Source organism: Streptomyces pluripotens (assembly GCF_000802245.2).
GTDB lineage: Bacteria > Actinomycetota > Actinomycetes > Streptomycetales > Streptomycetaceae > Streptomyces > Streptomyces pluripotens.
The window spans coordinates 3190115-3204864 of record NZ_CP021080.1 but is presented as its reverse complement, the minus strand read 5'-3'; the positions used below and the strand labels follow the sequence as shown (position 1 = coordinate 3204864).

Here is a 14750-nt window from a genome sequence, read left to right as displayed (position 1 = left end):
TGTAAAGGCCTGTTACTCACTTTCGGGTGAACGCGTCAGCGCGGGTGGGGTGGCGGGCGCTGGCGGACAATTGCCTTGGGGCCGAGATTCCAGCGCACGGGCCTGTCGAATTCTGTCAACACCGTGCATGCGCCACATACATGGCTATTACACGTGAGAGTCATGGGAATGCGATGGAACGGTAATGGCCTTCGTGTTGCCTCCATGGGGACGGGCGTGGGTTGCAGGGTGAGGACGTGTGGCCAACCGGCCTCACCCCAGCACAACGCGCCTGGTGGTCCGCCGTTCGATGCCGCGGTCTGCCGGGTGTGCGAGCACTCTTGACGCCCTTGATGAAGGGGGACCTCGTGTCCGTTTCTTCTTCCGTCCGCCGCTGGACCGCCGTCGCGGGCGTAGCTGCCGTTGCCGTTGGCGCCACGACGCTCCCGGCCGCGGCAGCCGACCACGACCACGGCCGTTCGCGCCACAGCGCCGTGTTCATCAGTGGTGTGCACCACGATTCCCGGGGCCGGGAAAACCGTTCCAACCGCTCACTGAACAAGGAGTGGGTGGACATCACCAACAGCACTCGTCGGGCCGTGAACCTGAACGGCTGGACCCTCTCGGACGAGGACGGCCACACCTACACCTTCCACCACGTACGGCTGCACGGCCGCTCGACCGTCCGCGTTCACACCGGCACCGGCCGCAACACCCGGTTCAACCTCTACCAGGACCGACACACGCACGTGTGGGACAAGGGTTCCGACTCCGCCACCCTGCGCAACAACCACGGCCGTTTCGTGGACAAGGTCTCCTGGGGGCACCACCACCGTGGCGACGACCGTCGGCACCACGGCGGTGACCGCCACGGTGGCAACCACCAGGGTGGACACGGCCACTGACGTCCCGGCCGGCGGCAGGTGACTTTGGCCTCTTCGCGCCGGAGGCGAAGGCGGGCCACCCCGCGCAGGGGTGGCCCGCCTTCTTCGTGCGCGGACGGGGGCACCCCGACGCGACCGTACGACGCGCGTGGCCCCCTCGTGTGCAGCGTGTTCGACACCTACTCAGCCGCTACGCGCAGCCGCGCCGTCTCCAGCGAAGCGCCGGTCAACGCTCGCTCCGCCACTGCGCTGACCGGCGCTCCTCCGACCTTCCTCGGCCCGTCACGGTAGCCGTCAACCCGCTGCATTTTTCCGGTGTTTGGTGGCGCGCAACGGGTGCCCATGCCCTCCTGCGCCGGACCGGTGGTCTCGGCTGCCGACGGGATCGAGGAGCAGAGCCGGGGCCGCATCCGGTACACGCCCCCTTACGGCAACCACGTCGTCATCGACACCGGGCGCACGCGTGATGCTGGCCGGCCCAGGAGACGTGGGTGGCGATGGTCGAGGGCTCGGAAGTCGGGATGATGGTGTTGGGCGGAGAAGCGCCGGTCTAGCTCTATCTCGATCCGTGTGGGGCGGGGCCAGGGCAGTGGCGACTACCTCGTGCACCTGGCGAAGCGGCAGCGTGCGGCGGTTGCACGTCACATATGAGTACGGATACTCAACCATGCAGCTCTCGTGCTCAGGCGCTCCTGGGACCACTTCAATACGCTGGCGCACCACGGCAGTACAACGCATCGCGGCAGACACCACATCGCTGCCACGAAGAGGGGGGGTGCCTCTATGTCTTTCGTCAAGGCGCCTGTGTCGGGTTTGGGTGGTTTGGCGTTGCTGGGGTCACGCGGCGAGCTCGACGTCCTTCGGATCGCGGGGTTCGTAGAAGGTGCCGTCGCGGAGCATCGCGAACAGGACGCTGATGCGTTGGCGGGCGAGGCGTAGGAGGGCCTGGGTGTGGGTCTTGTTGCGGTCGCGTTGCTTGTCGTAGTAGGTGCGGGAGGCGGGGTCGTGCAGGGCGGCGAACGCGGACAGGAACATCGCGCGTTTGAGCTGCCGATTGCCGCCTCTGGGGGCATGTTCGCCGTGGATCGACGTTCCGGACGACTTGGTGACCGGGGCCAGGCCCGCGTAGGAGGCCAGGTGGGCGGCGGTGGGGAAGCTGGTGCCGTCGCCGACGGTGACCAGCAGGACGGCGGCGGTCCTGACGCCGACGCCGGGCATCGACGTCAGGACCTTGGAAAGAGGGTGGGCCTCCAGCAGGGCGTTGATCTGGGCTTCCAGGGCCCGGCGCTGTTCGTGGACAGCGGCGAGCGAGCGGGCCAGGGAGGGCACGACGATGTCGAGGGTGCCGGTGCCCGGGACCACGACGGTCTGCTCGTCCAATGCCTCGAAGACGTCGTCGATCAGCCGCTGGGCCATGCGCGGGGCCTTGGGCCGGATGAGCTCGACGAGCCTGCGGCGTCCGGCTTTGCGCAGTGCGGCCGGGGAGCCGTAGCGTTCCAGCAGCCAGGTGACGGCCTGGTGGTCGAGGCGGGGACCCAGAACGCGCTCCAGGCTGGGGTGGAACTGGGTGAGCAGTCCGCGTATCCGGTTGCTGGTGCGGGTGGCCTCGGCGGCGAGGTCCTGGTCGAAGCCGACGAGGACCGTGAGTTCGGCGGTGATCTCGTCGGTGAGCTCCAGCGAGCGCAGGGTGTGCGGCATGGTGCGGGCCGCATCCGCGATGACCGCGGCGTCCTTCGCGTCGGTCTTGGCTTCGCCCGGGTAGAGGTCGGCGATCCGCCGCATCGCGAGTCCGGGCAGGTAGGCGACGGTGCAGCCTGTGTCCCGGGCGACAGTCAGGGGCAGGGCGCCGATGGAGGCGGGCTGGTCCACGATCACCAGCACGGTGCCGAACTTCGCGGCCAGTTTGTCGAACACGGCCCGCAGTTTCGGCTCGCTGTTCGGCAGCTGCTTGTCGAGGACCTTCTTGCCGGCCGGCGTGAGCGCGTGGCCGTGGTGGGTCGTCTTGCCGACGTCCAGGCCGAGGAACACGCCCACGTCTTCGGTGTCGAACATCGCGCCCTTCCCAGGGAGTTGAACGTGCCGACCTCGGCAGCGGTGTCGTACGCGCGCATCCACGTTATGCAGACCTGCCGCCCGCGAACTGCCCGGCATTGCGCCGGACCGGACGGTGGCCGGACCTCTCATCAGCGTCTCCGACGAACACCTCCCGGGCCCGGTGACACCACCCCCCAGGTCATCCGTTCGACAGGGGGACACAGTCATGCCGGGCCCGGAGGCCAGCGGTCCTCTTGCAGGACCGCCAAGAACATAACGGGGGGGAACCACACCGATGGCGTGGGACGAGTGGGACCAGCTCACAGCAGGTGCGGCCCAGCGGATGCAGATCGATCACCTGGCCGGTCCGGGTGGCGGAGGATCGAACGGCTCCTCCGGAGGACCGGCTCCTGATCTGAAGGCGTCACAGGGACCGTGGACCAAGGCCTCGGGCATAGCTCAGGAATTACAGACCGCCACCCATGCGGCGCTCACCGAGATCCAGACGGCCCACGAGAGCATCAAGGGTGGCACCGACGGCTTCGCCAGCACCGCCGCGCTAAACGAGATCTTGCCCACCTGGGAGAAGCGGCTGGCCTCGGTGCGCAACGAGTGCGACCGCTTGCACGGTGCGTTGGCCAAGACCGGTCGCGACTTCGGCGAATTTGACCCCGCTGTCGCCGGCAAGCTCAGCCGGATCGATACCGGCGACAAGCCCGACTGGGCGCGGTGAGGCGTGATGCCCACATGGCAACAACTGCGCGACGCGAGGTTCACCAAGTACGAGGGCGCTGCCGATGGTTGGGGCAAAGTCAGCAACCGGGCCGACGCCGCACGTATTCGGGTCGACCAGGAGATGGCGGCATCGATCCACACCACGCAGAAGGGTGAGGCGCAGACTTCGGCAGAGCGGGACCTGACCCAGTTGGGCCGCAACTACCATTACCTGTACGGCGAATGCGGTCTCATCCGTACGACTCTGAACGGCCTCGCCGCAGAACTATCCGGCGAGCAGAAGAAGCTGAAGCAAGCCCTCGACGACGCAGCCGATCTCAAGTTCACAGTCAACGAGGACGGATCGGTCGAATACCCGAGGAGCACCGAGCTTCCCATGGCCCCCGGCGCTTCCTCCGGCACGGGAGTCGCCAAGTCGGGCGTTTTGTTCCGTACCTGCCTGGTGCGGGCGAGGCGAACGGAGACCCCAACAAGGGCAGGGCCGAGGACATCGCCGAACGCATCTCGCAAGCGGTGAACAGTGCCATCGAGATCGACAACCGGTATGCAAAGGTTCTGCGCGAGCTGTAGTCACCGGACGGCCTGGCCGTGACCGACGACATGCTCCTGGACGAGGCCCACGATATGGGCGACGTCCAGAAGACGGTCGGCACCTACCTCAGCAAGGACAGCATTCCGCGGGGCAAGTCCCCGGCTGACAACAAGAAGTGGTGGGAGGCCCTCACTCAAGGGCAGCGTGAGGAGTACCAGACGTTGTATCCGGCAGAGATCGGCGCGCTCGACGGCATACCGAGCGTGATCCGGGACCAGGGCGGTTTCAAAGTCCCGGTGATCACGTGAGTGCGCAGGTCGCGACGGTATGACGATGCGCGGTCGGCCCGGTCCGTACGCAACGAAGCTCCGGTTGATGCCGGTGACCGATCAAGTCGCCCGCACCGCCCGGAGCTTCGATGTGCCGTCAGTCTGCCACCGTCTGTCTGATCAAGTCGCCCACCCGTCAGCACCGGTTGATCGGACCGCTGGCCCTGCGGCTGCGGACCTTGGCCGACCCCCGGCATCGGCGCGGGAAGCGTCACTCGTTCGTGAGCGTGCTGCTGGTGGCCTGCTCGGCGGTGCTGACCGGAGCCCGTTCCTTCGCCGCGATCGGCCAGTGGGCAGCGAGCGCCCCGCAGGACACGCTCGCCCGGCTCGGCGCCCGCGCCACGACGGTCTTGAACGTGCGCATCGCGCCGAGTGCGGCGACCATCCGCCGCGTCCTGAACGCCGCCTGCCCCGGCGGGCTCGCCGACCTGCTCGGATCCGATCCGGCTGGGGCGGACACCCTCGCGGTGGATGGCAAGAGCGCCCGCGGCTCGCGCCACGGCGAGATCCCGGCCGCCCATCTGCTGGCCGCGATCACCGGCGCCGGCCTGACCGTCACCCAACTGCGGGTCCCCGGCAAGACGAACGAAATCACCTGCTTTGACGCCTTGCTGGCGCCCTACGACCTGACCGGCGTCACGGTCTCCGCGGATGCCCTGCACTGCCAGCGCGATCACGCCCGGTTCCTCGTCGAGGAGAAGAAGGCGCACTACGCCTTCACCGTGAAGCGCAACCAGAAGAACCTGCACCGCCAACTCGCCACCCTGCCCTGGGAGAAGGCGAGTGCGAAGTTCTACGACCGCACCGATGCCCACGGACGCCTGGAGACCCGCGTCGTGCAGGCCCTGACCATCACCGACCTCGGCGTCGACTTCCCCCACGCGGTCCAGGTCGCGAAGATCGTCCGGCACCGCACTCAGCGCAAGACCGGCAAACGCAGCCGCGAGACGGTCTACGTCATCACGGACCTGGCCAGCCGCGAAGCCTCCCCCGAGCGCATCGCGAAGATCGTCCGTTCGCAGTGGATCATCGAGAACCGTCTCCACTTCGTCCGAGACACCGCCTTCGCCGAGGACGCCTCCACGGTCCGAACCGGACACGGCCCGGACAACATGGCCACCCTCCGCAGCTTCGCGATCAACACACTGCGAGCCTCCGGCCACGCGAACATCGCGGCCGGACTCCGCGAGATGTCCTACGACGGCTTCCGCCGACCACTGGACCTCCTCGGCCTTGCCTGACCAGCGCTCCCACGCAAGATCAAAAGACTTTGCAACAGCCCTGGATCCGGGACTCGTCCAACCGGATCGTGCTCGACGAGGCCCGAGCCCAGGTCCAGCACAATCTCGACCAACTGGGCCCGGAGCCGGAGAAGCAGATCGTCACGGCGAGCGGAATCACCACGAACCCGGAGTGGACCACGTGGAACGCCATGGGCGGCAACAAGTACAAGGGCCAGCTCAAGGGCATGGAAGCCATCCAGGGCCGATTCGACCAGAGCGGCATAGACCACATGCCCCCGGCCTACCTGCTCGGATTCGACCTCAAGGGCAATGGGCACGTCATCCTGGCCAACGGCAACCCGGACACGGCGGACCATACGGCGGTGTACGTACCGGGGACGAAGTCGAAGTTGGCGGGGGCCAAAGGCGACATCCAGCGTATGCAGGATGTGTGGGACGCCAGCAACCAGCTATCTCCAGGCACGACCACGTCGACCATTACCTGGATCGGATACGACGCCCCGCAGAGCATCGCCCCCGAAGCCATGGAGAAGCATTGGGCCTATGAAGGGGCTCCGAAACTGAACGATTTCCTGAACGGTCTGCAGACGGTCCAGGGTGGTCCGGATGCCAGCCACACCGCCGTCATTGGCCACAGCTACGGTTCCACCACCGTGGGCGCTGCGGCGAAGGCCCCAGGGCACTTTGCGGCGGACGACATCATCGTGGCGGGCAGCCCGGGCATGCTGGTCGGTGACGCGAGCGACCTGGATGTCGGAAAGAACCACGTGTGGGCCGAGGCGGCCCACGACGACCCGGTCCCGCTGGGCGGCAAGATCGCCCACCTTGGCGGCGACAAGTGGGGCGTCCAGACCTTCCACGGATTGCCGTACGACGCCGGTTACATCCAGACGGTCCCGTCCGACGAAGCATTCGGTGCCCATCGTATGGCCGTCGACACGGGCGGTCACAGTGGCTACTGGGATAAGGGTTCGTACAGTCTCTGGAACCAGGCAGCCGTAGTTACTGGGCGGTACAACCAAGTGGTCTACCCGTAAGGTGATGCTGATGCGTAGCCCAGCAAGGAAGCGGTACCAAGGGGCCTCCATCGGTCTTGCCACCACCGCAGTCGTAGTTTCCCTCCTCACGGCAGGATGTTCTAAGACCGTGGACGACAACGGACACTCCCCGTCGACACCGACGTCATCCGACTCGAAGACAGATTCCGAGCATCCCACGCTGGACGTTGACAGGGCCCGTGACAAGGCCAAGGCCGTCTCCAGCGCGATCTACGAGATGATCGGGACCCACAAAGGCAAGGTCACCGAGCGCGGCCCCGCCATCTCCGCCTGTGAAGGTAAGGACCCCCAGCACTTCTACATGACACGGCATCCCTGGTCAGTCTATGACCTCTCCGAGGACGACCTGAAGGCGTCCTTCCAACGGCTGCGGGACGCCCTGCCGAAGAAGGGCTGGAAGATCGTCGACTACGGCCCCAACAACAGCGATGCCAAGTCACTGTCTCTCACGGCAGATTCGGAGACGGACCGTTTCTCGGTGAAGGCCGTGCTCGTCGTGTCCACTCCGACCAACTCGCACGAGAAGGACCCGCTGCTCGCGATCACCATCGTCTCCGGCTGCTGGCAAGCCCCCAAGGGCACGGATCTCAACTCCGCGTACTGATCCCGCAGCGAGGCGATCCGGTTGACTCTGCATTCGGTTATTCGGTCATTCGGGCGCGGGTCTGGCGATGCTATGTCTCTGAGACAGATCGACCGGTGCCCAGCACTAGCCTGCCGTCCTGACGCGACACATCCAACCGGATGGTGCCGGCTGAAGCACGGCACAGGGGATTGACGCACCTGGGATCACGTATTCCTGGAGAACACAGGACGGCATCCCGTCCCACGTCGCGGTGTGGCGCTCGGCGCGCAAGCACGGCGAGACGAAGACCAGGAAGAGCCGGCGGACGATCGCTCTGCCGAACCAGGTGGTCGACGTCCTCGAAGAGCACCTGTGCTGGCAGAAGCAGGAGCGGGCTTCGAGAGGAATGGAGTGGAGCCCGGCTGGCCGTGTCTTCACGACCAGGACCGGCGAGCCGCTTGACGCGGCCAACGTCCGTAGCGACTTCAAGGCCATCGCGAAGAGGGCCGCGCTCAAGCCGGAATGGATTCCTCGGGAGCTCCAGCACAGCTTCGTGTCCTCCGATTACGGCATCCCGTTGGAGTGCATCGCACTCCTGGTCGGCCACAGCAGCCAAGCCACCGCAGAAGCGGTCTACCGGAAGTAGCTCCGCCCGTGATCACTCAGGGGTCGAAGCCATGGACGAGATCTTCGCTGATGGTGGCGGAGGCTCGGTGTTCTGAGCTACGCCACAGTTTCGTCCAGTAGCCGAGTTTGAGGGACGTCGCTCTCCTGCAATCTGATGGTGAGGTGTGGCCGAAGAGGATGACGCCAGTGGCTGGGGGATCAATGGGGGATGAGTTGCCGACCTTGGTCGGCGTCGTGCTGGGTGCAGTCCTTTCGTATTTGGTGGGGATGTTGAACGAGCGGACCCGCTGGCGAAGGGAGCACGGGGCGCGATGGGGCGGGTTGCTCCTGCAGGCGTACAGCGACTACGGACAGGCAATAAAGGAGTGCGTAGTCGCCTACCAGAGGCTCGCGGCTCATCAGGGGTTGACTGAAGATCCCACGCCCGTGGAGCCTACGAACGACGCACTGGAGCAGGCAGCAAAGGCAGAGACGAAGCGTGCCGCCATGACGGAACCTCTCCGTCTGCTGGCCGATCCCACCACAGCGGTAGCTGTCAAGTCAAATGAAACGTATGTGCGGCTATGAGTTGTGTTGCTGTGGTTCACGCCGCCTGGCGGGGTCGTTGATCCATGCCTGCTGGGGAATCGTCGGTGGTGCGGGGCGGCGGTTGAAGCGTTCGGGATGCTGCTCGAAGGCGGCTGTGAGGGTGGCCGCCCGCTGCTCGCGGACGAGTTCGGCGGTGCCGAAGTGGACGCTGGCGGGGGTGTGGTAGCCGATCCCGGAATGCCTGTGCACGTGGTTGTAGTGCGAGATGAACGCGTCCATCCACTCCCGCGCGTGGGCGAGGGAATCGAAGCGTTCTGGGTAGTCCGGCTGGTACTTCGTGGTGCGGAACTGGCTCTCGCTGAACGGGTTGTCGTTGCTGACCCTGGGCCTGGAGTGGCTACGGGTCACGCCGAGGTCGAGGAGCATCTGGGAGACCTGCTTGGACGTCATGGAGGTGCCGCGGTCGGCGTGCACGGTGTGCGGCACGATCCCGTTGCGGTCGATCGCCTCACGGATCAACTCCTCGGCCCGCGCGGCGGATTCGGCCGCCTCGACGGTGTGGCCGACGGCGTAGCGGGAGTAGATGTCCAGGATGACGTAGCCGTGGTACCAGTTTCCCTTCGCCGGGCCGGCCAGGCATGTGATGTCCCAACTCCATACCTGCGAGGGGCCGTCGGCCACGAGCTCGGGAACCGTGTGGGGCGGGTGGGTGGCCTGACGGCGGCGTTCACCGTCCTGCCCGGCCTCCTTCAGGATCCGGTACATGGTGCGCTCGGAGCAGTGATAGCGGCCGTCGTCCAGTTCCCGGGCGTAGATCTGCGCGGGTGGCAGGTCCACGTACTCGGGCCGGTTCATCAGCTCCAGCACCGCCTGCCGCTCGGTGTCCGACAAGGCGTTGACCGGCGTGGGCCTCGGCGCCTTGGGTCTGGGCGGGGCCGGGTTCAGCCGCCGGTGATGGGTGGCCCGGGAGCGTCCGGCGATCCGGCACGCCGCCACGATGCCCAGGTACGGGGTCAGCTCCTCCACGGCCTCGTGGAGGAGCGGCTCCAGGGCGTCCTTCAGTCCGCGCTCTTGGAGAGTGCTTCCAAGAGCGCGTGTGTTTTTCCCAGCACCTCCAGCGCGGCATCCCGCTTCGCAACCTCCTTCTCCAGCCGCTCCACCTGACGCCGCAGCTTGTCGTTCTCGGCCTCGGCGGGGTGCTTCTTCGGGCGGGTGGGGCTGGTGCGGTGGTCGGTCAGCTTCTCCAGCGCGCCGGCGTCTCTGGCCTGGCGCCACTCGATGACGTGGGAGTGGTACAGCCTCTCCCGGCGCAGAATCGCGCCCTTGTCTCCGGCGGGGGCGGCGTCGTACTCGGCGACGATGCGCAACTTGTACTCGGCCGAGAAGCGACGACGCTTCGGCCGCGGAGCGGGAACCTGCTCGGAAGAATTGGTACGGGACATGCGGATGGGTGCTCCTGTCGTGCACGCCCACAATATCTGATCATTTCAGGGCGTCTCACCCAACGGTGTCAGAGAGGGCCAGTGCCAGGAAGTCGAGTCGGCCACTCTATTCGCCGTCCGCTGCCTGGCGTCGGAGACTGCCGATGTGGTCCGGACAAAGTACGCGATGGCTTCGCGGGCGCTGGAGAGGCGCGGGTCGGGTCACACCTTCTTGACGACGATCGTGTCCGGGACCAGCTTCTCCAGGTCGTCGACGTCCGAGGTGAAGACGGTGACCTGTCCCCTCTGCTGTCGCGCGATGACGGCGAGCACGGCATCGATCGCGTACTTGTGGCCGTGCAACTTGGCGTCGGCCAGAAGTCGACGCGCCTGGCGGGCCTCGTCCTTCCCGATGTCGACGACCTGGAGCCGGGACAGTACCCAGTCCCAGCGCTGCTCGGTCGTTCTGCCGTCGTACGCCTCGACCAGTGTCATCGGGGACGTCACCACTTCGGCCTCCCCGCGTGCCGCGAGGTCGAGCCAGGCGATCATCTTCCGGTCGCCGCGTACCGCCAGGGACAGGGCTTCGCAGTCCAGTACGAAGACGCGGAGGGGTCGCTGTCCGTGCTCACCGGCTCGCTTCTTCACGCAGCCTCTCCGGCGTTGTGCTTTCCGGCGGTTCGACGCCGTTCGTGTTCGGCGTCGAGTTCGTCCAGGTCGACGAGCGCTGCCGCATGCTCGTCCTCGGTGATGGGGCCGTGCTCTTCCTGCAACCAGTCGACCAGTTCCAGGAGCCGGTCCCGGTCACGCTTGAAGCGCAGCGCCTCGGCGACATACGCCGACAGGCCCCGCTCTGCCGCGTCCGCGCGGATCTCGTCCAGGAGATCCTCGGGAATCGTCACGGTTACCTTCTTCGTTGCCATACAAGAGACCATACTCCCGGTATCACACTCCTTACCAGCGGGTCACGTGATAGGCGCTCGGCGATCAGGCGGCCGGGGCGGGGCGTGGGCTGCCGTGGAAGACCTGGCTGGTGTGCCAGGAGCGGTGGACCGCCGCGACGGGACGGGCACCCGGTTGAGGTCCGATGAGCGGGCGGCCGGCGAGCGCTATGACGTGCTCGCGGGCGGCGGGGCTGTGGCCGACGAAGCGCTGCGAGACCAGGATGCGGTGGCTGTCGCCGATGCCGAGGACGCCCTTGTCGAAGAGCTTGTGGTGCAGCGAGCACAGGCACAGGCCGTTGTCGATGTCATCAGGGCCGCCGAACGCCCACCAGCGCACGTGCGCGGCCTCCAGTCCGACCGGCACCGTGCCGATTCTGCCGTCGTAGCCGCAGAAGGCGCACTGGTACTCGTATGCCGTCAGGACCTGCTCCCGCATCCGGGGATCCCGCCGCCTGCGCACGGCCGAGAACTGTTCGGTCTCCGTCGGCTCCAGCTCCAGGCCGACGGCTTCGCACAGGTCGCCGTGGAGCGAGGGCGGGAAGTTCAGGTCGAGCAGGACCCGTGCCATCCGGCCGAGCAGCGACGGCTCGCGCCGCAACGCCGCCCGTAGTTCCGGCGTCAGCCGCCCCGCAGCTCCGATCTCCCGCAGCTCCCGTACGCCACTGCCGGGGCTGCCCGGTCCGCGATCGGTGCGCACCTCCCACACGCCGTCGCTCACCAGATGGTGGAACGGGTAGGCGGGCGTCGTCTTGTTGGGCGGTCCGTATTCGGCCAACAGCCGTCTGAGGTCGTCCTCCACCGCGCTGTACCGCAGTTCACCGTCGGCGTCCTGCTGGAAACGCCCGAGCGCGTACAGGAACAGCAGCGGCTTGTGCGGAGCGCGGGTCCCGCTTCTGCTCCACTGCCTCAGCTTCGCGGTGCGCTCCAGCCAGTCCATGACCGGCGATCGTAGTGGCGTTGGGGTGCGGTGGTATCGAAGGGGCTTGGGGAGTGGGGCGACTCCCAGATGGCGCCCAGACGCCGTGGGGCCACTGGCTTCGTGCCGACGTTGCCTGTTGCGGCCTTAGAAGCTGTTGTCTTTTCGATCTTGAGGGGTGCGCGTCGAACGGGAGTCCCGATCGGGTGGTCGCGGGGTGTTGGGTGCATACGAACAGGGCCTCCTGAACAGCTCGTTGGTGTCGAATCACCGAGCAGCAGGAGGCCCTGGTGTAGCAGTCTTGCGTGCCGATGGCCGGGCAGTCCAGCGCGGTCACCTGGGAGTGTGACTGTCTGGCTCACCGGTTCGGAAATGCCGCCGACAATGGGACGCGGCAGCCGCGCTATCCGACGGACATGACGGACGCGGAGTGGGCCAGGGTCCTGCCGCTGCTGCCGGTGCCGGGCTGGATGCGCGGCCGGGGCGGCCGGCCGGAGGCGTATTGCCACCGGGTCATGCTCGATGCGATCCGGTATCTCGTGGACAACGGGATCAAGTGGCGGGCGATGCCTGCCGACTTCCCGCCGTGGGACCGCATCTACGCATTCTTCCGCCGCTGGCGTGACCACGCCCTGGTCAAGGAGTTCCACGACCGGTTGCGCGCGAGAGTCCGCGAGGAGCTGGGGCGGGACGCGCAGCCGACGGCCGGGGTGATCGACTCGCAGTCCGTCAAGGCGGACGCCGTCGTCGGCGCGGACAGCCGGGGCTTCGACGGTGGCAAGCTCGTCAACGGCCGCAAGCGGCATGTCGTGGTCGACACCCTCGGCCTGCTGCTGGGCGTGATGGTCACCGCCGCGGATGTCGGCGACCGCACCGCTGCCCAGGTGCTACTCGGGCAGGTCGCCGACGCCCACCACCGGCTGGAACTGCTCTGGGCTGATGGCGGCTACACCGGCAGCCTCGTCGAGCACTGCCTGGCCACGTTCGCCCTGGTCCTGGCGATCGTCAAACGCAGCGACGACCAGAAGGGGTTCGTGGTGCTGCCCAAGCGGTGGATCGTCGAGCGCCTCTTCGCCCACCTGATGCGAAGCCGCCGCCTGGTGCGCGACTTCGAGCGCCGCACCACCAGCGCGGAGGCGATGGTCTACTGGTCGATGACCGGGCTCATGACCCGCCGCCTGGCCCGCTCACGCCTGCCGCGAGGGTGAACCGGCCCGGCTGCTGCTCGGCCAGCCAGCCGCGGGCCACCAGGCGTTTCGCCTTCGACCGCAGGGCCTCCACCCGCGCCGGCACCACGTACATGCCGAACACGGCGGCCATCTCCTGGCAGCTCAAAGGGCCTTGATGGAGCCGGGCCCGGTCCGCGAGCGCCGTGAGGATGCGCTGGTAGTCCACCGACAGCACCGACCAGGCCAGCCCCTGGCGCCACACCGGCACCTGTGACTTCGACTTCGCCGCATCCCCAGGCGTCGACGGCACCTGCGCATCCCGCGGATCCGCGGTGACTTCCGCCTCGGCGGCGGCACCGTCGTCCGGAGCCAGCACCGTATCGACCCGCCTGCGAGCGATCGCCCACTCCTGCCATTCCAGCTCGGCCGCGGCCAGCTCGGCCTGGATGCGGTCGGCCTCCTCCCGCAGCCCGTCGACTCGACGCCGAGCGGCGACCTCGTGCTGTTCCAACAGCCCAACAACTGACGGCATCCGCGACCTCCCGGGGAACGACGACCCGACAGGCCACCACTCCCACGGAACCACCGGTCCTATCCCCGACCAGCGGAAACGCGCCGATCACGTCCGGAAAGACAACACCTTCTAACCGACGCGCTCGGCATCCTGCTGACCGCCGAGCGCGCCGCCCTGCTCTCCGGCCGCGACGACGAGTTCGTCGCCGTGGTCCTCAAGGGGTACACCGGCATGCGCTGGGGCGAGATCGGCGGCCTGGAGACCGCGTTCGTCCGCCCTGGAGCCGTCCGCGTCGAGTGGCAGCTGTACGAGCTCGACACGGGCGAGCTGGTGCGCTGCCCGCCGAAGGACGACAGCTACCGCACCATCGACTCGATGGACTGGCTGTCCGCGCTGGTCGCCAACCACATCGCCCGCACGAAGCCCAAGCCGTGCCCCTGCCATGGCAAGACCTACGTCTTCCGAGGACAGGGCGCGGCCCGTACCGGTGGTCACCAGGGCGCGGAGCTCGTCGACGTCGCCCGTCGTGCCGGCGTTTCGACCGGCACGGTGTCCAACGTCCTCAACCACCCAGAACGCGTCACCGAGGCCACGCGAGAGAAGGTCGAGCAGGCCATCGCGGACCTTGGGTTCGTGCGGGGCGGGGCCGTGGCGGAGCATGCCGCCCACTGGCGCAGGAACGGTTTCGCGACCTGGCTGTTCACGCCGGCGGTTTCCGGCTGGTATCCGAAGAAGGCACCGCAGGAGCCACGGCCGGTGCCCTTGCTCGGCGAGCCGTGGCCCGGCGTCCCGGTCCGGGGACGGGGTGCCAGCGATCGGGCCGACGCCTGCTGGCTCCCGATAGCCAAGGGGCTCACGCCCCACGGCCTTCGCCACACCCACCGGACGATGATGGAGGACCTGGGAACCGAGAAGGTGCTCATGGACGAACGCATGGGCCACATCGACGGCTCGGTCTCGGCGCGCTACGCCCACGTCACCCCAGGCATGCGCAAGCGCCTCATGCTGGGGCTGACCGCGCAGTGGGAGGCGGCGCTGGACGCCCGGCTGGCTCTGTGTCCGACGTCGCCGGTGCGCGTCCTCGGCGATTTCCTGCGTGTTCGCGGGGCCGCCCTCCGCTAGCTCCACGGTGCCCCGCAACGTCGTTGGGGGGGCAACGACGATTCCGCCCCTACGAGGGCGACGACTCTGACGCCCATATTCCGACCCGCAACCTCGGGCGCCGACGCCGGAACAAGGGAAGGCTGTGGGGGCACCGTCAAGTCCCTTTC

The 14750-nt window shown here is 67.4% G+C and carries 16 protein-coding genes and 1 pseudogene; 10 read left to right on the top strand and 7 right to left on the bottom strand.

All coding sequences use genetic code 11. The annotated features are described in order from the left end of the window. The first annotated feature begins 347 nt into the window (after positions 1–347). Complete coding sequence (locus LK06_RS14315; protein WP_039650583.1) at positions 348–884, top strand: lamin tail domain-containing protein; 537 nt, start codon at positions 348–350, stop codon at positions 882–884. Between the two features lie 816 nt (positions 885–1700). Here LK06_RS14315 and LK06_RS14310 read toward each other — a convergent pair. Further along, positions 1701–2915: an IS110 family RNA-guided transposase gene (locus LK06_RS14310; protein WP_086083247.1), complete on the bottom strand. Its 1215-nt coding sequence runs from the start codon at positions 2913–2915 to the stop codon at positions 1701–1703. Between the two features lie 277 nt (positions 2916–3192). On the opposite strand from LK06_RS14310, the gene LK06_RS14305 reads away from it, so the two are divergent. From LK06_RS14305 to LK06_RS14275, 7 genes are all read left to right on the top strand, one after another. Next, complete coding sequence (locus tag LK06_RS14305; RefSeq protein ID WP_052269817.1) at positions 3193–3630, top strand: hypothetical protein; 438 nt, start codon at positions 3193–3195, stop codon at positions 3628–3630. Between the two features lie 6 nt (positions 3631–3636). Further along, positions 3637–4149, top strand: a complete 513-nt coding sequence (locus tag LK06_RS14300; RefSeq protein ID WP_052269816.1) for a hypothetical protein — start codon at positions 3637–3639, stop codon at positions 4147–4149. 71 nt (positions 4150–4220) lie between these two features. Beyond that, positions 4221–4472, top strand: coding sequence for a hypothetical protein (locus tag LK06_RS14295; RefSeq protein ID WP_052318826.1), 252 nt, complete (start codon positions 4221–4223; stop codon positions 4470–4472). 110 nt (positions 4473–4582) lie between these two features. Then, positions 4583–5734, top strand: coding sequence for an ISAs1 family transposase (locus tag LK06_RS14290; protein ID WP_234367286.1), 1152 nt, complete (start codon positions 4583–4585; stop codon positions 5732–5734). A gap of 29 nt (positions 5735–5763) precedes the next feature. Beyond that, positions 5764–6774, top strand: a complete 1011-nt coding sequence (locus LK06_RS14285; protein WP_052318836.1) for an alpha/beta hydrolase — start codon at positions 5764–5766, stop codon at positions 6772–6774. A gap of 109 nt (positions 6775–6883) precedes the next feature. Beyond that, positions 6884–7399: a hypothetical protein gene (locus LK06_RS14280; protein WP_052269814.1), complete on the top strand. Its 516-nt coding sequence runs from the start codon at positions 6884–6886 to the stop codon at positions 7397–7399. 232 nt (positions 7400–7631) lie between these two features. Next, positions 7632–8006: a tyrosine-type recombinase/integrase gene (locus LK06_RS14275; RefSeq protein WP_234367410.1), complete on the top strand. Its 375-nt coding sequence runs from the start codon at positions 7632–7634 to the stop codon at positions 8004–8006. Positions 8007–8548: 542 nt separating this feature from the next. On the opposite strand, the gene LK06_RS14265 is transcribed toward LK06_RS14275, so the two are convergent. The 5 genes from LK06_RS14265 to LK06_RS14250 all read right to left on the bottom strand — a co-directional run bounded on the left by LK06_RS14265 (position 8549) and on the right by LK06_RS14250 (position 11817). Further along, on the bottom strand, positions 8549–9541 hold the full coding sequence (locus LK06_RS14265; RefSeq protein ID WP_411572771.1) for an IS3 family transposase: 993 nt from the start codon (positions 9539–9541) through the stop codon (positions 8549–8551). Positions 9542–9573: 32 nt separating this feature from the next. Then, positions 9574–9957: a transposase gene (locus tag LK06_RS35250; RefSeq protein ID WP_043404360.1), complete on the bottom strand. Its 384-nt coding sequence runs from the start codon at positions 9955–9957 to the stop codon at positions 9574–9576. A 201-nt stretch (positions 9958–10158) separates the two neighbouring features. Beyond that, positions 10159–10584 (bottom strand): PIN domain-containing protein, encoded by a 426-nt coding sequence (locus LK06_RS14260; RefSeq protein ID WP_039657652.1) that lies wholly within the window; start codon positions 10582–10584, stop codon positions 10159–10161. After that, positions 10581–10859 carry a ribbon-helix-helix domain-containing protein gene (locus LK06_RS14255; protein ID WP_043404357.1) on the bottom strand — a complete coding sequence of 93 codons (279 nt, stop codon included), beginning with the start codon at positions 10857–10859 and terminating at the stop codon, positions 10581–10583. The genes LK06_RS14260 and LK06_RS14255 overlap by 4 nt, the downstream gene beginning before the upstream one ends. A 64-nt stretch (positions 10860–10923) precedes the next feature. Next, entirely contained in the window at positions 10924–11817 is an 894-nt protein-coding gene (locus LK06_RS14250) for a phosphorothioated DNA-binding restriction endonuclease (protein WP_039657656.1), read from the bottom strand. Between the two features lie 395 nt (positions 11818–12212). Here LK06_RS14250 and LK06_RS14245 point away from each other — a divergent pair, with 395 nt between their 5' ends. After that, entirely contained in the window at positions 12213–13004 is a 792-nt protein-coding gene (locus LK06_RS14245) for an IS5 family transposase (protein WP_086083551.1), read from the top strand. Here LK06_RS14245 and LK06_RS14240 read toward each other — a convergent pair. Then, entirely contained in the window at positions 12961–13497 is a 537-nt protein-coding gene (locus tag LK06_RS14240) for a hypothetical protein (protein ID WP_043435391.1), read from the bottom strand. The two genes, LK06_RS14245 and LK06_RS14240, sit on opposite strands and share 44 nt — an antisense overlap. Before the next feature lie 69 nt (positions 13498–13566). Here LK06_RS14240 and LK06_RS14235 point away from each other — a divergent pair. Further along, positions 13567–14601: pseudogene (locus tag LK06_RS14235) on the top strand (LacI family DNA-binding transcriptional regulator); the annotation flags it as partial. Positions 14602–14750 lie beyond the last annotated feature (149 nt).

Excerpts from the sequence above, each read along its gene's own strand:
- LK06_RS14250 (WP_039657656.1), bottom strand. The coding sequence starts at position 11,817 with ATGGACTGGCTGGAGCGCACCGCGAAGCTGAGGCAGTGGAGCAGAAGC.
- LK06_RS14240 (WP_043435391.1), bottom strand. The coding sequence starts at position 13,497 with ATGCCGTCAGTTGTTGGGCTGTTGGAACAGCACGAGGTCGCCGCTCGG.
- LK06_RS14255 (WP_043404357.1), bottom strand. The coding sequence starts at position 10,859 with ATGGCAACGAAGAAGGTAACCGTGACGATTCCCGAGGATCTCCTGGAC.
- LK06_RS14305 (WP_052269817.1), top strand. The coding sequence starts at position 3,193 with ATGGCGTGGGACGAGTGGGACCAGCTCACAGCAGGTGCGGCCCAGCGG.
- LK06_RS14310 (WP_086083247.1), bottom strand. The coding sequence starts at position 2,915 with ATGTTCGACACCGAAGACGTGGGCGTGTTCCTCGGCCTGGACGTCGGC.
- LK06_RS14300 (WP_052269816.1), top strand. The coding sequence starts at position 3,637 with ATGCCCACATGGCAACAACTGCGCGACGCGAGGTTCACCAAGTACGAG.
- LK06_RS14245 (WP_086083551.1), top strand. The coding sequence starts at position 12,213 with ATGACGGACGCGGAGTGGGCCAGGGTCCTGCCGCTGCTGCCGGTGCCG.
- LK06_RS35250 (WP_043404360.1), bottom strand. The coding sequence starts at position 9,957 with ATGTCCCGTACCAATTCTTCCGAGCAGGTTCCCGCTCCGCGGCCGAAG.
- LK06_RS14290 (WP_234367286.1), top strand. The coding sequence starts at position 4,583 with ATGTGCCGTCAGTCTGCCACCGTCTGTCTGATCAAGTCGCCCACCCGT.